Source organism: Thermobaculum sp. T2p (genome assembly GCF_059335935.1).
The window spans coordinates 1-21,713 of the sequence record NZ_JANZYQ010000011.1; the positions used below are offsets into that span (position 1 = coordinate 1).

General features: G+C 53.8%; 20 protein-coding genes. 13 read left to right on the forward strand and 7 right to left on the reverse strand.

What is annotated here, in order from left to right; genetic code table 11:
• The 4 genes from dnaK to N2245_RS06250 all read right to left on the reverse strand — a co-directional run.
• Positions 1-1,574 (reverse strand): molecular chaperone DnaK (gene dnaK / locus N2245_RS06235; protein ID WP_494535866.1); only part of this gene is annotated, 1,574 nt, incomplete at its 3' end.
• Between the two features lie 19 nt (positions 1,575-1,593).
• On the reverse strand, positions 1,594-2,199 hold the full coding sequence (locus tag N2245_RS06240; RefSeq protein WP_494535867.1) for a nucleotide exchange factor GrpE: 606 nt from the start codon (positions 2,197-2,199) through the stop codon (positions 1,594-1,596).
• An 18-nt stretch (positions 2,200-2,217) separates the two neighbouring features.
• The gene (gene hrcA, locus N2245_RS06245; RefSeq protein ID WP_494535868.1) at positions 2,218-3,252 is read right to left on the reverse strand and encodes a heat-inducible transcriptional repressor HrcA; all 1,035 of its coding nucleotides are present in this window, start codon (positions 3,250-3,252) and stop codon (positions 2,218-2,220) included.
• Between the two features lie 253 nt (positions 3,253-3,505).
• The gene (locus tag N2245_RS06250; RefSeq protein ID WP_494535869.1) at positions 3,506-3,775 is read right to left on the reverse strand and encodes a hypothetical protein; all 270 of its coding nucleotides are present in this window, start codon (positions 3,773-3,775) and stop codon (positions 3,506-3,508) included.
• A 241-nt stretch (positions 3,776-4,016) separates the two neighbouring features.
• On the opposite strand from N2245_RS06250, the gene N2245_RS06255 reads away from it, so the two are divergent.
• The 12 genes from N2245_RS06255 (at position 4,017) to N2245_RS06310 (ending at position 19,061) form a co-directional block, all read left to right on the forward strand.
• Positions 4,017-4,250, forward strand: coding sequence for a Franean1_4349 family RiPP (locus N2245_RS06255; RefSeq protein WP_494535870.1), 234 nt, complete (start codon positions 4,017-4,019; stop codon positions 4,248-4,250).
• A gap of 64 nt (positions 4,251-4,314) precedes the next feature.
• Complete coding sequence (locus N2245_RS06260; RefSeq protein ID WP_494535871.1) at positions 4,315-5,496, forward strand: aminotransferase class I/II-fold pyridoxal phosphate-dependent enzyme; 1,182 nt, start codon at positions 4,315-4,317, stop codon at positions 5,494-5,496.
• A 41-nt stretch (positions 5,497-5,537) separates the two neighbouring features.
• Positions 5,538-6,428, forward strand: a complete 891-nt coding sequence (locus tag N2245_RS06265; protein ID WP_494535872.1) for a universal stress protein — start codon at positions 5,538-5,540, stop codon at positions 6,426-6,428.
• Positions 6,429-6,562: 134 nt separating this feature from the next.
• Positions 6,563-6,862, forward strand: coding sequence for a DUF503 domain-containing protein (locus N2245_RS06270; protein ID WP_494535873.1), 300 nt, complete (start codon positions 6,563-6,565; stop codon positions 6,860-6,862).
• A 79-nt stretch (positions 6,863-6,941) separates the two neighbouring features.
• Complete coding sequence (locus N2245_RS06275) at positions 6,942-8,936, forward strand: DUF8726 domain-containing protein (protein ID WP_494535874.1); 1,995 nt, start codon at positions 6,942-6,944, stop codon at positions 8,934-8,936.
• Complete coding sequence (locus N2245_RS06280) at positions 8,929-9,894, forward strand: ABC transporter ATP-binding protein (protein ID WP_494535875.1); 966 nt, start codon at positions 8,929-8,931, stop codon at positions 9,892-9,894. The genes N2245_RS06275 and N2245_RS06280 overlap by 8 nt, the downstream gene beginning before the upstream one ends.
• A gap of 2 nt (positions 9,895-9,896) precedes the next feature.
• Positions 9,897-10,901, forward strand: coding sequence for an ABC transporter permease (locus N2245_RS06285; RefSeq protein ID WP_494535876.1), 1,005 nt, complete (start codon positions 9,897-9,899; stop codon positions 10,899-10,901).
• On the forward strand, positions 10,901-12,574 hold the full coding sequence (locus N2245_RS06290) for a DUF8809 domain-containing protein (RefSeq protein WP_494535877.1): 1,674 nt from the start codon (positions 10,901-10,903) through the stop codon (positions 12,572-12,574). The genes N2245_RS06285 and N2245_RS06290 overlap by 1 nt, the downstream gene beginning before the upstream one ends.
• Entirely contained in the window at positions 12,571-13,572 is a 1,002-nt protein-coding gene (locus N2245_RS06295; RefSeq protein ID WP_494535878.1) for an AAA family ATPase, read from the forward strand. Before N2245_RS06290 ends, N2245_RS06295 begins: the two co-directional genes overlap by 4 nt.
• A 4-nt stretch (positions 13,573-13,576) precedes the next feature.
• Positions 13,577-14,488 (forward strand): DUF58 domain-containing protein, encoded by a 912-nt coding sequence (locus N2245_RS06300; RefSeq protein ID WP_494535879.1) that lies wholly within the window; start codon positions 13,577-13,579, stop codon positions 14,486-14,488.
• A gap of 5 nt (positions 14,489-14,493) precedes the next feature.
• On the forward strand, positions 14,494-16,308 hold the full coding sequence (locus tag N2245_RS06305; protein WP_494535880.1) for a vWA domain-containing protein: 1,815 nt from the start codon (positions 14,494-14,496) through the stop codon (positions 16,306-16,308).
• Positions 16,305-19,061 (forward strand): VWA domain-containing protein, encoded by a 2,757-nt coding sequence (locus N2245_RS06310; protein WP_494535881.1) that lies wholly within the window; start codon positions 16,305-16,307, stop codon positions 19,059-19,061. The genes N2245_RS06305 and N2245_RS06310 overlap by 4 nt, the downstream gene beginning before the upstream one ends.
• Here the strand turns inward: N2245_RS06310 and N2245_RS06315 are convergent.
• The 3 genes from N2245_RS06315 to lgt are packed head-to-tail and all read right to left on the reverse strand — an operon-like array spanning position 19,058 to position 21,023.
• Positions 19,058-19,495, reverse strand: a complete 438-nt coding sequence (locus N2245_RS06315) for a vitamin K epoxide reductase family protein (protein WP_494535882.1) — start codon at positions 19,493-19,495, stop codon at positions 19,058-19,060. The two genes, N2245_RS06310 and N2245_RS06315, sit on opposite strands and share 4 nt — an antisense overlap.
• 10 nt (positions 19,496-19,505) lie before the next feature.
• Positions 19,506-20,201, reverse strand: coding sequence for a DsbA family protein (locus N2245_RS06320; RefSeq protein WP_494535883.1), 696 nt, complete (start codon positions 20,199-20,201; stop codon positions 19,506-19,508).
• A gap of 9 nt (positions 20,202-20,210) precedes the next feature.
• Positions 20,211-21,023, reverse strand: coding sequence for a prolipoprotein diacylglyceryl transferase (gene lgt, locus N2245_RS06325; protein ID WP_494535884.1), 813 nt, complete (start codon positions 21,021-21,023; stop codon positions 20,211-20,213).
• A gap of 128 nt (positions 21,024-21,151) precedes the next feature.
• On the opposite strand from lgt, the gene N2245_RS06330 reads away from it, so the two are divergent.
• Positions 21,152-21,709 (forward strand): CGNR zinc finger domain-containing protein, encoded by a 558-nt coding sequence (locus N2245_RS06330; protein WP_494535885.1) that lies wholly within the window; start codon positions 21,152-21,154, stop codon positions 21,707-21,709.
• Positions 21,710-21,713 lie beyond the last annotated feature (4 nt).

The window sequence follows — 21,713 nt, forward strand, 5'->3', positions numbered from 1 at the left end:
CGCCTCTGGTCCTCGGCGCGGTGCTGCTCGGCCTCGCGCACCAGCCGCTCCACCTCCTCCTTCGACAGACCGCTGGAGGCTGTGATCGTCACCTTCTGCTCACGGCCAGTCGCCAGATCCTTGGCCGAGACGTTGAGTATGCCGTTGGCGTCTATATCGAAGGTCACCTCTATCTGCGGCACTCCCCTGGGCGCGGGCGGTATGCCGTCGAGTATAAACCTTGCCAGGGTCTTGTTCTCGGAAGCCATGGGCCTCTCGCCCTGCACGACGTGGATCTCGACCTGTGTCTGGTTGTCCGCCGCGGTCGTGAACACCTGGCTCCTGCGGGTTGGGATGGTCGTGTTACGCGGGATCAGCGGTGTGGCCACCCCACCCAGCGTCTCGATGGACAGGGTCAGAGGCGTAACGTCCAGCAGCAGGACGTCCTTCACCTCGCCAGACAGCACACCCGCCTGGATCGCCGCACCTATAGCCACCACCTCATCAGGGTTGATGCCCTTGTGAGGCTCCTTGCCGAAGAACTTGCGGACCGTCTCCTGGACCAGAGGCATCCTGGTCTGGCCACCGACAAGCAGCACCTCATCTATGTCCGACTTGGAGTAGCCAGCGTCCTTCAGTGCCTGCTCCATCGGCGGGATCGTACGCTCCACCAGGTCGCCGACCAGCTGCTCGAGCTTGGACCTGGTCAGCGTGATGATCAGGTGCTTGGGGCCAGAAGCGTCCGCCGTGATGAACGGCAGGTTGATCTCCGTCTGCTGGGTTGTGGATAGCTCGATCTTGGCCCTCTCAGCAGCCTCCTTCAGCCTCTGCAGGGCCATGCGGTCCTGCCTCAGGTCAATGCCCTGGTCTCTCTTGAACTCCTCTATCAGCCAGTCGATGATCCTGTTGTCGAAGTCATCGCCACCCAGGTAGGTATCACCGTTTGTGGCCTTGACCTCGAACACACCCTCGCCTATGGCCAGTATGGAGATGTCGTACGTACCACCACCAAGGTCGTAGACCGCGATCTCCTCCTCGCTCTTCTTGTCCAGGCCATAGGCCATGGATGCAGCTGTGGGCTCGTTGATGATCCTCTTGACGTTGAGCCCCGCAATAGTTCCCGCATCCTTGGTCGCCTGCCTCTGGCTGTCGTTGAAGTAAGCAGGCACCGTGATCACAGCGGAGTCCACCGTCTCACCAAGATAGGCCTCTGCGTCCGCCTTCAGCTTCTGCAGGATCATCGCCGAGATCTCCTGAGGGGTGTACCACCTGTCCCCCATCTTGACCTCGACTCCGCCGTTGGCTGCCTGGCGAATCTTGTAGGGGACGATCTTCATCGCCTTCTGGACCTCGGGGTCATCAAACCTTCGGCCCATGAACCTCTTGATGGAGAATATAGTGTTCTCAGGGTTGGTGACGGCCTGCCTCTTAGCTATCTGCCCCACCAACCTCTCACCAGTCTTCGGGTTGATAGCTACAACGGAAGGCGTCAACCTCGAGCCCTCAGCGTTGGGAATGATCGTGGGCTCACCACCTTCCATTACAGCCATCACAGAGTTGGTAGTACCAAGGTCTATACCAATAGTTCTTCCCATATCATCACTCTCCTTTCGGCTACTGTGCTACTTTGACCATGCTTGGCCGCAGCACCCTGTCTCCAAGCATGTAGCCCTTGCGATATTCTTCTACTACAGTTCCGTGTTCAACACCTTCCACAGGCTCGGTAGATACAGCCTCATGTATGTTGGGGTCAAAAGGCTTCCCCACCGCCTCTATCGGCTTGAGCCCTGCTAGCTCGAGCGTGGAGAACAGCTTGCGCTCGACCAGCAGCAATCCCTCTACCCAGGGGCTGCCCTTGAACTCTTCCGGGATAGCCTTCTTGGCCCTCTCGAAATCGTCCAGCACCGACAGTAGGTTGTAGATCAGCGACGCCGTGGCCTCCCTGGACCACGACTCCTTCTCCTGCTCTATCCTTCTCCTGTAGTTGATGAAGGACGCTCTCTCCCGCTTGAGCTCATCCAGCAGCCCCTGAGCCTTCTCCCGCTCCTGCTGGAGCTGCTGCTCGAGATCAGCCTGGGCTGAAGCCTCGGCGGTCTCGAGCTCCTCGACCACGGGCTCAGTCATCTCCATAGGCTCGTTGTCCGCCTGAGCCTTCTCGAGCTCCGGCTCGGCAGGCTGAGTGTTCTCCATCTCCTGCTCGTTTCTTGCTTCCTGGGTCATCAGCACCTCCTCGGTTGTCTAGCTCTCAAGGTATTTGTCAGAGAGCAGCTCGCTCAGCAGGTTCGACAGGTAGTAGACCGAAGATATCGTGCGCTTGTAGCGCATCCTCATCGGGCCCACCACCGTCAGCAACCCCTGGCTGCCACCAGCAGCTCTGTAGGTGGCGGTAACTATCGCACAATTCTGCATCTCAGGGATCGGGATCTCTGACCCTATGATCACGTGGACGCCAGGCCACATAGCGATCCTCTCCGATAATATTCTTAACAAGCTGCCACCCTCGATCATTTCTATCACCGGGCGAGCTCGCTCGCTGTTTTGGAACTCCGGCTGAGCCAGCATCTGGGTTAGCCCCACTTGGTGGACCTCGCCGATCCCTGAAGCCTGCGATACCACATCTATCACCGCGCTCGCGATATCGCTGACTGGCATGGGTAGAGACCTGACCTTACGAGCAAGCCTCGAGGGCACCTCGCCAGAGAACTCAGCGTTCAGAGCCGCAGCGATGCTGTCCAGCTCCTCCTGAGACGCCTCATAGGGCATCTCATACACCGACTGCCTCACCGTCCCGTCATCCATCACAGCTATCACCAAGGTCGTCCTATCGTGTAGCTGGATGAGGTGTATCCTCCGTAGCCTCAGGTTCTCCGACTGCGGAGTCGTTACCAGCGCAGCGTTGTTTGCCAGCTGGGCCAGCACCGAAGCCGCCAGCTCCGCCCACCTCTCAAAGTCTCGCACCCTCTCTATCTGGTGGAACTGGTGCTCCACGCGTCTCAGGTCCGCCGGGCTGAGTCCCAGGTTATCCATCAGGTTCTCCACGTATAGCCTGTACCCCTCTTCGGAGGGCACACGCCCCCCGCTGGTGTGCAGATGGGTCAGATAGCCCATCTTCTCAAGCTCTGCCATCTCGTTGCGCAGGGTAGCAGAACTCACGCCCAGCCCGTACTTCTCCCGCAAGGTAGCGGAAGCTACCGGCCTGGCCGTGGCTATGTACTCCTCTATCACCAGCTTGAGCACCAGCCTAGCTCGCTCTGAAAGTTTCAGGTCTCTCATCCTTATCCACCCTCTGTGATTAGCACTCTCGACTCGAGAGTGCTAATCCGGGTATCAGAATAGCATTATAATATGAAAGTGTCAACCTCTTACATGCTAGGAAGTCAAAAAAAGCAAGCTCTTAGCTAGTGCTCATGGGCGTTGCAAGGGAGGTGTAGAGGATCCAGAACACTGCAACGCCCAGCACCAGCACTACGAGAATTCCTACTACAGTGAATACCCCAGAGTTCTCTTCTTCCATCGATTCTTCGGTCTAGGCAGTAGGCTGTTGGGACTGCTGCTCGCTTGTCGCGTCCTCGGGCAGCATCGGCTTGAGGATCTTCTGGATCGCCATCACGTGCTGGCAGTCACCGAAGGTCGAGAATGTATGGCATCCACAGCTCCACTTGTTGTCCCTGAAACTTACCTCATAGGAGTTGTTATCCCCATTAAATGTAGCTTCAAGATGGTGGATGCGTACCCTCTCCGGTTCCTGCGCGTACCTGTGTGCCTTCTCTATCTTGCCTATAAGTCCTGAGTTCATTGGCCACCTCCTACTTTAACTACCGCTAAAAGCACACATCCGGCAGCCTTCACTAGCTACCGGATGTGTTTTCTCGCCTCCGTGTAAGAGACTTTCCATTGCTTTGACATTGCCGATACCACCCTCTGGTTTGGATGGATTATATTCCTGGTTTGGACAAGAGTCAACTATGCGGATGCATGAAAATACCGGCAGCGCCGCTGGCAGGTAATATGCTAAGCTTTCTGCATGAGGGGTGAAGATGTCTAGGCCTGAGCTGGAAAGAGTCATCATTGAGGCCATATCAAAAGGGGACTTCCTGCAGCTGCTGGTGGATTCCCCTTACGACGCTCTGGCCTCATATGATCTCGACCCCCGCGAGATGGGAGCCCTGATAGCCGCCAGCGAGCCTGATCTGCTGGCGCTTGGGGTGGACCCCCAGCTCGTTAGAAAGTACGTAAATATTTTCCATATTTCCAGAGGCGGTGGCGGTTGATTCGATTGACACTGCGGGATTGCAGCTCTATGATTTACCGTGTCTACAACTGGGAGAGTTTTCAATGGCTACTGTGGATCATCGTAGTGTAAGCAGGTTCCTTTCGGAGAGAGCAAGGAGGATCCCCCCTTCTGGCATCAGAAGGTTCTTCGACCTGATATCTGGAGTCGAGGGAGTCATATCCCTGGGCGTAGGGGAGCCAGACTTCGTCACCCCAGATCCCATACGCGAGGCTGGAATCAGAAGCATAAGAGAAGGGCACACCTCTTATACCTCTAACTATGGCCTTCTCGAGCTTCGGGAGCTGCTGTCCGAGCACTTGGCAGCTAGATACAAAGTGAGATACGACCCTCACTCCGAGATACTCATCACAGTTGGGGTGTCCGAGGCGCTTGATATCGCCTGCCGAGCCGTCCTCGGGCGGGGCGACAGGATACTCGTGCCCGATCCCTCCTACGTGGCCTACGTGCCTGCTGTCGTCATGGCGGATGCCGAGCCTGTCATGGTCCCCCTCTCCCAGCGCTACGAGTTCGAGATGCGCGTGGAGTTCCTCGAGCCCCTCCTCTCTCCGGAGGTGAAGGCTTTGCTGCTTGCCTATCCTAATAACCCCACCGGTGCAGTTATGCCGAGGTATGAGCTGGAGAAGCTGGCAGCCTTTGCCGAGGAGCACGACCTCCTCGTCATCTCCGACGAGATCTACGACAGACTCACCTATGGAGTCGAACATACCTGCTTCCCATCCCTGCCCGGCATGAGGGAGAGAACCATACTTCTGGGCGGTTTCTCAAAGTCCTATGCCATGACCGGATGGAGGGTAGGGTACGTATGCGCACCCGCCGACCTGATAGAGGCCATGATGAAGATCCACCAGTACACCATCATGAGTGCTCCCACCGCCGCCCAGTACGCAGCGATAGAGGCTCTGAAGTCTGGTGAACCCTACGTACAGCAGATGAGGGCTGAGTACGATCGTAGACGGAGGGTAATGGTCTCCTCTCTCAACGAGATAGGGCTGCCCACCTTTGAACCTAAGGGAGCCTTCTATGTGTTCCCGGACATAACTCCCACAGGCCTGTCCTCCATGGAGTTCGTGGAACAACTCCTGCTACAGCAGAAGGTAGTTGCCGTGCCAGGGGATGTCTTTGGCCCCTCGGGTGAGGGACACGTGCGCATGTGCTACGCTACATCCATGGAGCAGATAGAAGAGGCTCTGGAGAGGATTAACAGATTCGTGCACAGGCTATAGGTGTCCTCATCTCCTAAAGATCTTTCAGGAGGTGTCTCTTTATGACTGAGGCTCAGTTCCCCAGGACCCTGCTTTTAGCTACCGACGGACTACAGGATTCAGCCCTAGCTCTTGATGCCGCCGTGGATCTGGCGTCCAGGGCCGGTGCTGATCTGCATGTGGTGCATGTGTGGCAAGCTCCGCCACCTTTTGCTCCAGTTGGCGTGGTGCCTGTGGTGGTGGAAGACCAATCCTCAGAGGTTGAGAATGCCGCTAGAAGCTTGCTGCAGAGAGAGGTCGAGAAGATCCAGTCCAGGGGCATCACAAACGTCCACCCCCACCTGACATCAGGGCGTCCCGCGGAAGAGATACTGTCGGTTGCCAGGCAGATAGAAGCCGACCTGATAATCATCGGCAGCAGGGGCAAGTCCGGCCTTGAGCGACTCATGATGGGCAGCACCTCTGAAGAGGTCGTCCACCATGCCCACGTACCGGTGCTCGTGCTTAGAGGCGCAGCAGACATCTGGCCACCTCGCAAGGTAATTGTGGGCGACGATTTCTCGGAAGAAGCTGAGCAAGCTGCTGAGATCGCCGCATCCATCGCAAAGCTACTGGGTTGCGGCCTGGAACTTATCACCGCCTATCCTACGCCTGTGCACCCCAGAAGACATCCTGAGGTACTCTCGGAGCTGTTGCAGTCCCTGCAGGAAAGTTCCTCCCAGCGAGCCGAGAACCTGAAGGGCAAGTTTCAGGTCGAGGTCAAGCCTGTAGTGGAAGCTGGAGATCCCGCAGAAGTCCTGCTTCGTCACTCCGACCGAGACGGAGAGCCGACTCTAGTGGTAGTGGGAGCACGTGGATTGGGGGCTGTGCAGCGCATGCTGCTCGGGAGCGTATCCACAAAAATCCTCAGGACCTCGCGAAATCCTGTGCTGGTGTGTCCACGTCCCAGGTAGCCCGGTCACCCACAGCCAGAGAAGCGAACGCCGTCTGTAATATCTCCTGTACCTCTTAGCTTTGGTAATGCTATCATTTGACTTTATAATCAAACAAATAACAGAACTCGTCTATATCAGAAGGAGTCCAAAAGATGGCGGCTGTGATCGCTGCTTGCAGGTTGGTGCTTCATCTGCCTGAGAGCCAATCGCTAAAAGATAAGCGCCAGGTGCTGAGGTCTCTGCAGAGCCGGCTCGCCGATGCATATAGCGTATCCGTTGCCGAGACCGGCTCGCAGGACAAATGGCAGTCTGCTGAGCTCCTAGTGGCCTTTGCTTCCAGCGACTCACGCCACGCAGATGAGGTGCTGGCCAAGGTAATAGCGTTCGTTGAGAGCTATCACCTGCCCGTCGAGCTGCTTGATGCCGAAACCGAGCTTATTCATGCTTTCTAGAGGTCGTGTGATCACCGGTCTGGAAGAAACTTTTACGTCCTTTGAGAGTTATTTTATCTAGATACCAAAGAGGTGAAGCTTGAAGCATCTATTGATCAGGTTTGCCCTTGTACTAGCTTCCATTTTTTCTCTAACGCTCCATTACGTGGGCTCTGCCTCCGCACAGAGTAACGTATCAGTAGAGGTGAGTCCCGCCTTCGACGGCTCTTATTCCAGCCTCTGGGGTGTTGCACCAGTTCGCGTAAAGGTTTCGAACCAGGGACAGAGCTTCATCGGCAGATTGGATCTAGTTGTCTCCCAATCTGCTGGGAGCCTGGTTTACACCACCCAGGTGGATCTCCCCCAGGGCAGCTCCAAAGAGGTAGTGTTTTACCCCTCGATGATGGGGACATCGGTGACCTTGAGGGCAAGGGTGCTCAATGGCACTCAAACCTTAGCTGAAGCTTCTGCTCAAGCCAGCTCTCTAGGCTCTTCTCAGTATCTGGTAGGGGTCATCGTCCCCTCTGCTGACTCCTATCTCCGGCTTGAGAACAAGCAGCTTGGCGATATCAATACCGTGCAGATAGATCCCAGGGACCTCCCAGACAGAGCGCTGGCTCTGGGGAGCCTGGATGCCCTTGTGCTAGATGGAAGCACAGCTGTCGACCTCTCCCCACAGCAGGTTGAGGCTCTCAAGTCCTGGGTCAACTCCGGCGGTACCTTGCTGCTTGTAGGAGAGCTGAGAGCGCTGAGCGATATTATGCCCGTCAAGCTGAAAGGAGAATCAACCAGTGCTGATGTTGCGGATCTTGCAAGCTTGTCGCGCACCAACACCTCCCCAGGTAGAGCGCAGGTGCAGACTGCTGATCTTGTGAGCGGGGCACATGTGGTCGCTGGGTCCGCGTCCATACCCCTGGTGGCTGAGAAGGCCTTTGGGGAAGGCAAGGTTATATGGCTAGCATGGAATCCTGCCGAAGAACCATTCAGCACGTGGCAAGGTACACCCAGGGTACTTGCCAAGTTGCTAGCTTCCTCCCCGCACAGGGCTAATGACGCGCTGTTTCTCTCTTCCTGGGAAGTCAATCAGTTCGTGCAGAATATCCCCGGCTTAGGATTGCCATCTACGTGGATCCTGATAGGTTTCTTGGGGGTCTACGTGGTGTTGATAGGCCCCGTACTTTACTTCCTGCTTAAACGCACCGACAGGAGGGAACTGGCCTGGGTGCTGATCCCCGTGATCTCCCTCGTCTTCTCCGGGGTGGCCTACGCAGGTGGGTCTGCCACCCGAGGCCGTGCAACTACCGTAAAGTCCCTGGAGGTCGTGCAGGTAGATGCTGGTTCAAAGTACGAGCAGGTAATGCTCAACTTCGGCATCTTCAGCCCTGTCAGGAAGAGTTACAACATAGCCTTGGACCCTAGCCTGTTGCCCATGTGGCAAGTTGCGGGCGCAAGCAGTCTGGGTGCTCCAGATAATACCATATCCACCCGTGGGTACAACGTGGCGCTTGACCAGGAATCCTACGTCGTGAGCGATGCCTTCGTGGATGTGTATAGTTTCAAGTCATGGGCCGCCGCAGGCGCTCGTGTGGCCGACAGGCCCATGGTCGAGACAGATCTGCGTTTCAATGCCGGGACCATGAGCGGCGAGATCTCTAATCACAGCCAGTACCCCATAGAGGAGGCTTTCGTGTTCCACAACGGTCGGTGGTTTAGAGTGGGGGAGATAGATAAACAGTCTGTCAGGCGCGTGAGCAACGTTGACTCCTCTACAGTTATATGGGAAAACACTTCTCCAAATGCTACTAACGACTTTCAGAGAACTACGATCACTGAGTCTGTTGTGTCCCCACCCAGCCCAGCTCCTACCGATAGCTCCGTGCGTCCTTTGGTTCCTGCCACTGGCACCTTACTGATCGGATGGCAGAAAGATGTCCCAGCCCTGGTTGGTCTCAAGAACCAAGATGCTAAAGTTTACACCGATAGGTTGATCGTGGTCAGGATACCCTCCGACCAATCTTCCCAGTCTACCCCTGGTGCCTCCAGTCGAGGCGATGATAACCTCCTCAGTCGCATGGGAGGGCGGACCAATGGCTGAAGCTATCGTGCAGACAAGAGGATTGACCAAGATCTATGGGCAGCTGAGAGCGCTTGATAACCTGGATCTTGAGATCGAGCAGGGCAGCATATACGGGTTCATAGGCCCCAACGGCGCGGGCAAGACCACTTGCATGCGTATACTCTGTACACTCCTTGAACCAACCTCCGGCGAAGCTTGGATCAATGGCCTCTCAGTGCGCGATGAGCCCGAGAAGATAAGAATGCACATAGGCTACATGCCAGACTTCTTCGGCGTCTATGGAGACATGAAGGTCTGGGAGTACATGGACTTCTTCGCGCGGTGCTACAAGATACCTCAGGACCGCATAGGCATGCTCACTGATGAGCTGCTGGAGCTGGTCAACCTGCAGGATAAGAAGGACGACTATGTCGAGTCCCTGTCTCGGGGGATGAAGCAGCGGCTCTGCCTGGCTCGTACCCTCATTCATGATCCGGACCTGCTGGTGTTGGATGAACCTGCTTCCGGACTGGACCCAAGGGCACGCATTGAGATGCGAGAGCTGCTGAAAGAGCTACGCTCTATGGGCAAGACCATCATGCTGTCCTCGCATATCCTAACAGAGCTGGCCGACGTATGCACCCATATCGGTATCATAGAGAAAGGCAGACTGCTCGCCTCTGGGCGGGTCGATGAGATGATCTACAGGCTGCAGCTGCAGAGGCGTATCAGGCTAGTTTTGACCGGTGGATCCTCCGGCGCCCTTGAAGTGTTGAGCTCGACAGACGACGTGAACGATGTTCAGATCATGGAGCCTGCTCCACAGACCGATGAGGATCCGGCCACCATATCCTTTGGGTTGACATCACCTTCTAATAACTACTCGCCTCTCATAGCTAGGCTTATCGAGGCGGGTGCTCAGATAAGGGAGTTTGTGGAAGAACGAGGCGACCTGGAGGATGTCTTTATGCAGGTTACCAAAGGGGAGGTGCAGTAGAGGTGGAAGCTATAGTGACTAAGGAGCTCCGCAGCAGGATGAGGGGAGCCAGGGCTTTTGTTGTTATAACGATATTCCTTGCCCTTCTGTCATGCTTTGTGGTTGCTCTATACGGCTTTACCAAGATAACCACCAGTAGTGTTGGAGGTCCTCCACCTCCTCTAGGTCGGATAATGTTCTATACGCTGACCGGCATAGAGCTCCTGCTGATAGCTCCCTTGGCGCCCGCCTTCAGCGCCGGTGCCATTGCCGGCGAGAGGGAGCGCCAGACATTCGACCTGATGGTGATAACTCCGGTAACTCCGACCAACATCGTGTTGGGGAAGGTGCTGGCCAACCTGGCATATATAGCATTGCTTATAGTTGTGGCTCTTCCCATACAGGTGCTGTCGATAGCGCTAGGTGGGCTAACGCCCACAGAGGTCATGGTTGGCCTATGGATACTCCTCCTTGCAGCGGTGTTTTATGGCTGCGTCAGCGTCTTCTTTTCATCTTTCCTGCGCAGCACTACACTGGCCAGCGTCTTCAGCTACCTTGTAGTAGCGCTCAACCTCATAGGAGCCATATTTATCGTGCTCATCCTAGGGATCATAGGCTTTGATAACACCCTCGCGGCGATGCTTGGCCCTACTTCCGAGGCCCCCTCAAAGTTTTTGTTGTATGTGTCGGATCTGCTCATAGCCTTTAGCCCAGTGCTAACTGCGATAGTCTCGGAGACAGCTCTGGTTGCCAACGGCGATCTGTTCCTGATACACCTGGATTTGGCTAACCCGAATACACAGGGAAGATTTACGTTGTCTCTACCAAGTCCCTGGATAATATACAGCGTCATATACATAGCGCTGTCCGTGGTGTGCGTGTGGCTAAGCATCAGGAACGTGAGACCTGTGGCTGCAAGGAACCCAAGAAACCCTTCTCGCCCAGAGAGGTATACTCTTACAGAAAACATGGAAGATGTGCCATTGACTCAGGGTGATCAAAGGGGTGCTGCGGAAAGGGAATTTTGATGCCGGCTGATCAACTTTGGATAATCAAGAGGGCGACCAACAGGCTGGTGCTCCGTGTGAGAACTGCCCGTGCAGTGTATGCAGGCGTCTGGGGGCTGGCCTCCGGACTCGCCTTGGCTGGCATGATCGGGCTAGCAGGTAGGTTGTGGCCGCTACTGGACGGTGGCCAATTGTGGCTTACAGCCATTTCTCTCCCCCTGGCAGCTGGCATCCTGGCGTTTGTGGGAGCTTTCATATGGCCGGTAGATAGGATAAGGGTCCTCACTGCAGCGGAGATGAAGCTTGGCCTGAGGTCCAGGTTGAGCTCTGCACTCGCTTTTGAGGGCTCGCAGGGAGTCCTGATCGACAGGCTGATGTCGGATGCTGCACGCATCAGCCGAGATATCGCCTGGTCTGCTGCGGTCAGGCTCAGATTTCCGAAAATAGCGGCTGGGATGTGTGCTGCAGCCGTCCTCCTACTGGTCTTGAACGGCGTGGTACCTAATCCTCAGTTTGATGTACTGCGCGACAAGAGACAGCTTGCTATAGAACAGCGCGAGCAAGCACAGCGCATAAGGGATTCTGTAGAGCATCTCAATAAGCTGGGCTCTACCGATCCTGAGGTCAGGAAGATCCTGCAGGAGCTGGACGCCTTGCAGCAGTCTCTTGAGAAAGGCAATCTCACCAGGGAAGAGGCCGTGTCCAGAATAGCTGAGTCGGAAGCGAAGATTCAGCAATTGAATATAGACGGTCCGGCTCGTAGCCGAGCTGCCTTAGATAGGGCCGCTTCGGCTCTTGGAGCTTCTGCCCTCACCAGCGATCTGGCACAAGCTATCAGGGATCGTGACGCGTCCAGGGTAAAAGCAGAGCTGAAATCCCTTGACCAGAAGCTACAGGACGGTACCCCTCAAGAGAAACAGCAGATCAAGCAGGCACTGCAGAGAGCTGCTTCCGAGACCTCTGGCTTGTCATCTGAACTGTCTAACGCCCTCAGACAATCAGCTATGAACGGCAATCTATCGGGTTCGCTAGAGCAGCAGATCGAAGCTGGGATATCCAGAGCTTCGACAGCTGATGCCGTCGAACGAACGCTGTCGCAGCTCCAGGATAGCAGGCAGTCTCTGGCACAGTCAGGTGATCGGAACGCGGCAGCTTCCAGCTCGGGTAATCAGTCATCCTCAGGAGGCAACACTTCTCAGAGCAATAACCAGCAGGGTAATGCCTCTTCTGGAAGCGGTCAGGGAGCCAAAACTAACAGCAATCAGGGTACTGGACAAGGATTATCCGGATCGAGCACCACTGGTGGAACCGGAGGGGGAGCCAGGACTGGTGTCGGTCAGGGTAATAAGAGTGGCCAAGGTGGAATAGCTGGCGGGGCCAATAAGGGTACTACCCCCTTACCTAAGGACATGCCCGTTTATGCCCCATCGAGAATAGATAGCAAGGGGAAGAAACTTGTGAGGGTAGGGGCGAACTCCTCTGGAAATCAGGAGGGCACAAGCGTGGGCCAGGGAGCCAAGAATCGTGCGAACAGGAGTTATTCCGAGGCTTACGCCGACTATAGCCAGGCAGCCTATTCGTATTTGGAAGATAAGTATATACCGGTCTCACTAAAGGACTACGTGAGGGAGTATTTCGATCAGATAGCGCCATCAGGAGAGGATGGTAAATCTCGAGGGCAGAGGAACAAATGACGAATAGACTTTCTATCTCACCGGATGATTTCACCAATATAGCTCAACGCATACTTAGTGAGGTCTCCAAAAGGATAATCGGCCAGAGGGAGCTTGTAGAGGGAACCCTGATATGTATCCTCTCTGGTGGTCATGCCCTCCTGGAAGGACTACCTGGTTTAGGGAAGACTATGACTGTGCGTACCTTCGCCGAAGTGCTTGACCTGCACTTCAGCCGCATCCAGTTCACACCCGACCTGATGCCATCTGATATCACCGGTACCAATGTGTTGGAAGAGGATGCCTCTGGAGCCCGTCGCTTCAGGTTTCAGGAGGGCCCCATCTTTGCCAACCTAGTGCTCGCAGACGAGATAAATCGAGCTACCCCAAAGACGCAGTCCGCCCTGCTGCAGGCTATGCAGGAGCACGCAGTCACCGTAGGCAACGACACTCATGCTCTGCCAGAGCCCTTCTTTGTGTTGGCTACTCAAAACCCTATCGATCTTGAGGGTACCTACCCGCTTCCCGAGGCACAGCTAGATCGATTCATGTTCAAGCTGCTTGTTCCCAGCCCCTCTCCTGAAGAGTTGGTGCGCATCCTGGAGACAACCACTACACCTGCCACCATTTCGGTAGAGAAAGCAGCAGATGCCGATGCTATTAATCAGATGAGGATGTTGTCCCTGGATGTACCAGTTGCCCCTCATGTTCTGTCTTACGTTTCTGAGCTTGTCCTTAGGACCCATCCTGATAACCCTGCGGCGCCCGCAAGTGTGAAGAGATACGTCAGGTTTGGGTCAAGTCCCAGGGGTGCCCAAGCACTGATACTTGGTGCCAAGGTGAAAGCTTTGCTTGATGGGCGCTACAACGTGGCAGTAGAGGATATAAACGAGATCGCTGCCTGGGCCCTGCGCCACAGGATAATACTCAACTATGAAGGAGAGTCTGAGAATATTTCAACGGAGAGTATCGTTCGCGACATAGTAGAGTCGCTCGTGGCTTCACTTACCAGGATCTAATAGCATGACCAATGTATCCTTCGACCTGACAGATATAACGTCGGTTATAACTCCCGATCTGGTACGAAAGCTGGATTCCGTTTCCCTGATGCATCGGGGCAGGTATTCCGGGAGGATGAGAGGTGAGCGTCGCAGCACCAAGTGGGGGCAGAGCATAGAGTTTGCTGATTACAGAGATTACTCGCCTGGGGATGACCTCAGGAGGGTGGATTGGAATCTGTACGCCCGTAGCGATCGCCTGTATGTCAAGTTGATGGAAGAGGAGGAAGACAGGACCGTCCGGTTGGTGCTGGATACGAGCAACTCCATGGGCTTTGGTACGCCATCAAAGATCTCTATGGCTGCTAGTCTCGCCGCTGCACTTGGATACGTAGCCATCAATGACCTGGACAACCTGGTATTGGTAGAGCCGAGCCCTCAGGGTTATACCTCATCTCGTAGGTTCCGAGGTAGAGTAGGATTCAGAGAGCTGCTAAATATGATCGCTAGCTGCCAGCCTGCAGGCAAGGTCAACCTTGAAAGATTGTTGACGAGATTGGCTTCTGGTTTAAGAAGGACCGAGCTGGTGGTAGTGATTAGTGATCTCATGGAGGCTGAAGACATACATAAGGGCTTGCGCAGGCTCCGTGGCAGAGGTTCTGAAGTTGTCCTCCTGCATGTCCTTTCACGGGATGAGATCGAGCCACAGCTGGCTGATGGGCAATTAGAACTCATAGATTCTGAAACCGGAGAGGCGATCTCGATACGAGCGGATAACGATGCCTTGGAGCGCTATACACTGGAACTGCAATCTTGGCTGAATGGTATCAGGGATACCTGCAAGATGGTTGGAATAGCATATCTTCAAGTGATCAGCGATCAGGACATCGAGCAGATACTCTTTGACGATCTGCGCAGGCTGAAGGTTCTGGAGTAAGGCTTATGGCTTTTGCTACCCCTTTGGCTCTGGCGCTAATGCTGCTGTCTCTGCCTCTGGTGGTCATGTACTTACTACGACCGCGTCCTGATAGGGTGGTGGTATCGAGTAACTTCCTGTGGAGGAATATAGCTCAGGATCTAGAGGCCAACGCACCCTGGCAAAAGTTGAGGCGCAATATCTTTCTTCTCCTGCAGCTGCTGATCCTAGCATTGCTGGTATTAGCCATGGCCAGACCTATGTGGAAGACCAACTCATCCATCAATGGCGATGTCGTGCTTGTCCTGGATACCTCTACCAGCATGGCCTCCAGAGACGTAAATCCCAATCGACTAGAGATGGCAATCAGCAGGATAGAGGCCCTGGCTAAAAGCTTGCCAGATGGCAGTTCTGCTGCCCTTGTCACAGCTGGCCCTCAACCTTCTGTGATTGTAGGCCCTACGACTGACACAGGAGAGATAATTCGTGCAGCTCGAAATATCAGTCTGGCTTATGGTGAGAATAACCTAGGTGATACTTTCCTGCTGGCTAGGTCCATCGCCAGTAGGATGAGGAACCCTACTATAATTCTTTTTACCGATGGTGCCTATAACGCACAATCGCTTCCTGATATGCCCTATCCTGTGCGCATAGAACGTGTGGCTGGTGATGGTAGCAACTCGGGCATAGTAGCCATGGCCACAAGACATAGCAGTAGCGGAGTGCAGTTGTGGATATCGATCGCCAACTATGGATCCCCGAGAACAGTCGATGTAAGTATGCTCGTCGATGGTGACTTGTACGACTCGAGAAAGATCACCTTACCATCAAACAGATCCACGGGTATCGAGATCAATGATGTGCCGGTGGGCAATGTGATAGAAGCTAGGTTGTCACCAGGCGATGATCTGCCCAAGGATGATCGAGCTTGGACCCTTCGAGATCCACTTCCTCCTGTAAAGGTCTTGCTCTACGGCAGGGAAAGTCCGTTCTTGCAGAAAGCGCTAAGCCTTTATCCGAACGTTGATCTGTACAAGTCTTCCTCAAAAGAGGTTCCCGCTGGCTACGACCTGTACGTGTTCGATGGCAGCTTGCCGGATAAGCTTCCACTTACAGGCAATCTAGTACTCATGGGTACCCCTGGCAATGAGCTCTTCAGCATTGCTGGTCAACTGGATTCTCTCCAGATCACGGCTCAAGAGGATCATCCCCTGCTGCGCTACGTGGATTTGACTACTGTATCTATCGCCAGCGCACGCAGAATATCGCTACCAGAATGGATGACGCCCCTGGCTTATTCCGGAGATGTGCCTGTCATGGCTGTGGGTGATAATGCGGGCAGGAGAGTGCTTGCCTTGGCATTCTCCCCTGAGGATTCTGATATGCCATTGCAGGTTTCCTTCCCTATACTCGTAAGTAACATCCTGGACTACATGAGACCAGCCAACATGAGCGACTTGAATCAATCCCTATCCCTAGGAACAGTGGTGCCTCTGGGACAGAACGAGAGATCGGTCAGAGCTCCTGATGGTAAGTTGTATCCCGTATCGTCAGGAGTCTTTGCTGAGACGTATCAGGCTGGAGTGTACGAGGTCCTGGATAAGGAAGGTAATGTACTAAGGCGCTTCGTGGTCAACGCTGGCAGTCGAATAGAGTCCAACATAGGGGCTAATGCCAGCTTGGAGTCTACAGGGGATGCAACTACTAACTCTGAGCAACGAACGCCTGCGAACACAAGAGTGCGTTGGCGCCCTCTGGCATTCATTGCGCTCACTGTGCTTTTCTTGGAATGGACCCTGTACGTTAGTAGGCATATGCCTCGCAGGAGGAGGGTCGCATGAGGCTAGGATTTGATAGCCCCCTGTTCCTGTTCCTGCTATTATTGCTGCCAATTGTACCGCTGTCTGCTAGGGTGCTGAGGCTTGGCAGGATGCGGAAAGTCCTCGTGGCAACCGCTAGGGTAGTAGGCCTGACTTGTCTCATCCTTGCCCTATCTGGGTTGTACTTGCGCTTACCAAGTCACAGATTGGGCGTTGTGTTCCTGGTCGATGCCTCCGATAGCGTCGGACCAGAGGGTGTAGCGAGGGCAAAAGAGTTCGTGCGCAAGACTTATCAATTAGCTGGCCAGGATGTGGACCTAGGAGTGGTGGTATTTGGGAAGGAACCTTTGATAGACTCACTTACTTCTTCTGATGGCAAGCTGCCTGATTTTCTGTCTCGCCCTGATTCAACCGCAACGGACATCCCTTCAGCTATGCGACTCGCCTTCTCCATGTTTCCTGCGGACTCCTCCAAAAAGATAGTCCTGCTCAGTGATGGCAACAACAATGTGGGCGATATACAGGAGGTGACTCGCCTTGCTCAGACGTTTGGGGTGACAGTGGACTACTACCCGGTATCTCAACTTCCCAAAGCTGATGCTTTGGTTGATTCGGTCAAAGCACCTGCAAGGGTCAAACCAGGACAGAGCTTCAGCTTGCAGATAGTAGTAAGTAGTACCGTTCAACAGCGGGCTAAACTGACGGTGCTGGACGGCGACAAGAGCATCGTTAGCTCTGATGTAAACCTTAAAGCCGGGAAGAATACTTTTGTGGTACCCCTTCCAGGGCAGGTCCAGGGCGTGCATAAATGGGAGGCTCGAATAGAAGCGGCGCAAGATGAGATCTCCCAGAACGATAGGGCTGCTAGCTTCACGTATGTCGAGGCCCCGTCTAGGGTGCTAGTGGCAGAAGGATCCCAAGGAGAGGCTAGTGGACTTGTTGCAGCTCTAAGAGCAGGAAAGCTCGTAGTGGATGTCGTCAATAGCGATGACGTGCCCAAAGATATATCTATGCTGGCCAAATATGATGCTGTGATTCTGGTAAACGTACCGGCTAACTCTCTCCAAGATGCCGGGAAGACCCTTCAGGTATACGTACATGACCTTGGGAAGGGACTGGTGGTGCTTGGTGGCGACAGAGCTTTTGCTCTCGGTGGGTACTTCAACACCCCCCTGGAGCAGACACTGCCCGTGGATTCCCAGATTAGAAATCCAGATAAAGAACCTCAGGTTGCGGTAGTAATGGCCATAGACAAGTCCGGTAGTATGGCTGCATGCCATTGCGAAGGCTCAAAGCTCCTCGAGCAATATCCTGGAGGCATCCCTAAGGTAGATATAGCTAAGGAGTCAGCGATACTTAGTTCTGAGACCTTAGGCCCTAACGACATCTTCGGTGTAGTAGCTTTCGACACTGCCCCTCGTTGGGTGATCCGCCCCGAGCCTGTAACGGACAAAAGTTCCATAGCTGAGAAAGTAGCTGGTATCCAGGGCAGTGGTGGCACTAATATCTATGGAGGATTAGCTGAAGCCATTGATTCTCTGATCAATGTCAAAGCCAAGAACAAGCATGTGATATTGCTCACCGACGGCTGGAGCAATGTAGGTAACTATGATCAGCTGATAGCTAAGGCTAGGAAGTATGGTATCACTATAAGTACCGTATCCGCAGCTGGAGGCTCGGCCCAACTACTCAAGTCCATAGCTGAGAAGGGTGGCGGCACCTTCTATAACACCCGAGATAGCGCAGACATACCGCAGATAGTACTGAAGGAAACTCAAAAACATATGAGGGCTTACATTCAGGAGAGGCAGTTCTATCCCTCTAGCTATGCACCTAGCCCGATACTGCAAGGTATAGATAGCACACCTCCTCTCCTAGGGTACGTCGCCACTTTCCCAAAGCCGGGGTCGACAGTAGCGCTGGTGTCGCCTCAGAAGGATCCAGTCTTGGCTCAATGGCAATATGGTTTAGGCAGGGCAGTAGCATGGACCTCAGATGCGGGTGGACGATGGAGTAAAAGCTGGCTGGGTACCCAGCAATATGCTCGGTTATGGCAGCAGGCTGTGGATTGGGTAATGCCGCGATCTTCCGAGAACGTTCAGGTGTCGACAATTTATGAGAGCGGTTATACCTCTGTGACTGTAGATGCTATCAATCCAAGTGGTAGCTTTATTAATGGGGCTCAGGCCAGGGCAGTGATAGCTGCCCCGGGCGGGCAAACCCACGAGGTAAGCCTCGAGCAAACAGCACCAGGACATTATGAAGGCAAGCTGCAAACGACTGCTCCGGGCTCGTACATAACATCTGTGACCCTAAGCACTCCCACCGGAAGTTTGACTGCCCCTACATCAGGCTTCATCGTACCTTACTCCCCTGAATACAAGAGCTTTGGCTTGAATACAGCTACCCTGGAAGCTTTATCCTCAGCAACTGGAGGTAGTAAGCTGAAAGCTCCTCAGGAGATATTCAGGTCTAATGCAAGGTCCTATTCGAAAGTAGATCTCTGGTGGCCGCTGCTGCTCGCCTCCTTGCTGTGCTTGCTGCTGGAGGTAGCCTTCAGAAGGCTAAGGCTGAGCTCTGAACTCCTAAAGATGCTAGATGTTCGCAGGTTAGGGACTGTTTGGAGTGCCGGCAGAGCTGGCACCACTATTGATAGACATAACAACACCTCAGGTGGTTTAGGGAGCTTGGCGGAGGAAGGAGAGGAGACCGCTATTAGGGATGAAAGGTTATCAAGATTGCGTGCAGCTCGCGATCGTGCGAGAAAGCGCTAGCCTTCGGTGACCGCCTCGCCTCTGTAAAACTTGGACATCTCGGCTGTCGAGAACAAGAATAGCAGCGTTATTATGACCGCAGACGTGACACACCAAGGACATATAGCATGAATCACATAGAGCTCCAGATAGGTCAAATATGCAGAATAAAGCGTACCTGCCAGCGAGATACCAAATATCGCAACTGCTGGCAAAACATTATCCTTACTCAAGAACAGCCACACCAAGAGTACGTCCAGGGCTAGGTACATCAGAAGACCCAAGAGTGCCACCGGCACACCCATGACTACCGAGTAGGCACTGGTCTGCACCTTCTCGCATCCTCCTGTCCCCAGACATAGTGCAAGATTGCCGCTGTAATGGACCCAAGTGAGGTAAGCTGCTACGGCTGTGCCCGCTATTGACAGAGCCAACATAATTATGTTGCGCCACATAGACCTTACCCTACTTACTCTGAACCGAATTGATGACCTGCACCAGCTGCTCGTAGCTAGGTAATCCCTCTATTTTCTCTCCGTTAACGAAGATAGTTGGGGTTGCCCGTACGCCCTTGGATCTTCCCTCCTGAGTATCCGCTTGTACCTTGGACAGATACTTCCCACTATCTAGGCAGGACCTGAACTGGGCAACGTTCAATCCCAGGGCGCCGGCAAAATTTATCAGGTTAGCCTTGCTAAAGGTTCCAGAATTCTCGGCCCCTTGCTCAGAGAACAGCTTGTAGTTGTAATCCCAGAACCTGCCCTGATCCTGAGCACAATAAGCAGCGGCTGCGGCATCTACAGACTCCTGCCCTATAAAGGCGAAGTTTCTGTACACTAGCTTCACCTTCCCTTCAGGAATCAAGGTCTTCTTAAGCTGTGCCTCAGGCCCCATAACAAAATCGCGACAATACGGACACTGGTAGTCGGCCCAGACCTCTACTGTGACCGGGGCATTAGGATCACCCATCACGTTACCTTCAGCCGGAACACCTGTGGGCACAGCTACTTGGTTTCTATTTGGAGCTGATTCAGGTGTCGTAGATGCTGGCCTGTTGAGAATTATTAGTAGCGCCACTATAACAACGGCTACTACCACAACGACTAGTGATAGTACCAGGGCAGCCCTGTTGGTTTGAGTTGCTCTTCTGCTCTGACTCATCTTCTCCTCTTATCTACTCTGTTCTGAAGTGGTAAGCGTATAGCTTGATCTGCTGATCCCTAGCCTGACTACCAAAAGTATGAGAGAAAGCACGATAGTAACGAGCGCGATGATTTGTGCTTCCTGAAGCCCAAAGGCAACGATCGTTTCCTGTCGGAAGTAGGTCAGTCCGAACCTGATTACGCCATAACCTATGGCAGCTACTAGAAAAGTCACACCAGGGACCTGCACTCTGCGCCATAGATAGAACACTATGACAAGCAGGATGCCACAAGCCACTATCTCATAGACGGGATAGGGATGTGTTGGCACACCTATAAGGGAAGAGGGGAGCTGTGCACCAGGGTTAACGTATACAAGGCCCCAACCTGCGTTGGTGGGTTCTCCCCATGCATCCCCGTTAATTAGGCAACCGATACGGCCTATCATCTGACCAACAAGCATGGCGGGAGCCGCAGCATCCAACAAAGGCCATACAGGTAGTCGATATAACCTGGCTGCTATAAGACCTGCCAATATACCACCGATGAATGAGCCATATACTGCAATCCCGCCCTTCCAAACGGCTATTATCTCGATAGGATTCTGACTGTAATAGGATAAATGGTCTAGCACGTGCATCAGGCGAGCGCCAACAACTCCCCCCACTATTATCCATATGATCAGATTGCTGAGCTTCTCCTGGTCTACGTTATATCTTTGTGCAAGGCTTAATCCCAGCCAAACCGCTACCACTACCGCGATTGCAGTAAACAAACCATGCCAGCTAAACGCCAATGGGCCTAGCTGAAACATTATAGGGTCGATGTTGATACGGATCATATCCTACCCTCTGTGGCCTCAAGTCGTACCAATTAGTAATACTTGCTTGCTCGAGTATAACAGTTTGATCCCCAATAAGCATAATTGCCACCCTTGATGTAACCACTAAATACTATTATGATAGTTACATGAAAACTATGGAGCATGTAAATTCAGCCTATGCAATAGCGATCAGCTCTACAAATCCTCAGTGCCTGGTGGATCTCCTGAACACTCCTTCTATACGGCATGGACAGAACCCTTCTCCTGATGAGCTTGAGAGGACCACTGGCTTTATCGGCACCCAGCAGGATCTTATCGAAGCTGGCGATATCGGGAGGATGTTAAGAGCAAACCTAAAGGGCGAGCTTACAACCGATGATCTGGCCCGTCGGATCAACAGCTATCTACAGACTCATCCAGCCACTCTGGAGATCATTGATGGACGCTTGGCTATAAGCAGCAACGGAAGTCCCATTATACAGCTCTATCTGCTGGTGGCTGACATGATAACTTCGGGGGGCTGGCAAAGGGTACGCAAGTGCCTTGGATGCGACTGCGTATTCTACGATGCCTCACGCAACGGCAAGAGAGTGTGGTGCTCTATGGAGATCTGTGGCAACAGGGCCAAGGTTGGCAGATGGCGAAGCAAGCATGGTGCTGTGTGCACCTGTGGCGATGTATGTACCTGTGGAAGGAGGAAATGAATTC

Coding starts and splice junctions, on each gene's coding strand:
- N2245_RS06295 (WP_494535878.1), top strand. CDS start 12,571: ATGACGAATAGACTTTCTATCTCACCGGATGATTTCACCAATATAGCT.
- N2245_RS06310 (WP_494535881.1), top strand. CDS start 16,305: ATGAGGCTAGGATTTGATAGCCCCCTGTTCCTGTTCCTGCTATTATTG.
- N2245_RS06315 (WP_494535882.1), bottom strand. CDS start 19,495: ATGTGGCGCAACATAATTATGTTGGCTCTGTCAATAGCGGGCACAGCC.
- N2245_RS06300 (WP_494535879.1), top strand. CDS start 13,577: ATGACCAATGTATCCTTCGACCTGACAGATATAACGTCGGTTATAACT.
- N2245_RS06265 (WP_494535872.1), top strand. CDS start 5,538: ATGACTGAGGCTCAGTTCCCCAGGACCCTGCTTTTAGCTACCGACGGA.
- N2245_RS06290 (WP_494535877.1), top strand. CDS start 10,901: ATGCCGGCTGATCAACTTTGGATAATCAAGAGGGCGACCAACAGGCTG.
- N2245_RS06270 (WP_494535873.1), top strand. CDS start 6,563: ATGGCGGCTGTGATCGCTGCTTGCAGGTTGGTGCTTCATCTGCCTGAG.
- N2245_RS06280 (WP_494535875.1), top strand. CDS start 8,929: ATGGCTGAAGCTATCGTGCAGACAAGAGGATTGACCAAGATCTATGGG.
- hrcA (WP_494535868.1), bottom strand. CDS start 3,252: ATGAGAGACCTGAAACTTTCAGAGCGAGCTAGGCTGGTGCTCAAGCTG.
- N2245_RS06255 (WP_494535870.1), top strand. CDS start 4,017: ATGTCTAGGCCTGAGCTGGAAAGAGTCATCATTGAGGCCATATCAAAA.
- N2245_RS06330 (WP_494535885.1), top strand. CDS start 21,152: ATGAAAACTATGGAGCATGTAAATTCAGCCTATGCAATAGCGATCAGC.
- N2245_RS06305 (WP_494535880.1), top strand. CDS start 14,494: ATGGCTTTTGCTACCCCTTTGGCTCTGGCGCTAATGCTGCTGTCTCTG.
- N2245_RS06260 (WP_494535871.1), top strand. CDS start 4,315: ATGGCTACTGTGGATCATCGTAGTGTAAGCAGGTTCCTTTCGGAGAGA.
- N2245_RS06320 (WP_494535883.1), bottom strand. CDS start 20,201: ATGAGTCAGAGCAGAAGAGCAACTCAAACCAACAGGGCTGCCCTGGTA.
- N2245_RS06250 (WP_494535869.1), bottom strand. CDS start 3,775: ATGAACTCAGGACTTATAGGCAAGATAGAGAAGGCACACAGGTACGCG.
- N2245_RS06240 (WP_494535867.1), bottom strand. CDS start 2,199: ATGACCCAGGAAGCAAGAAACGAGCAGGAGATGGAGAACACTCAGCCT.
- lgt (WP_494535884.1), bottom strand. CDS start 21,023: ATGATCCGTATCAACATCGACCCTATAATGTTTCAGCTAGGCCCATTG.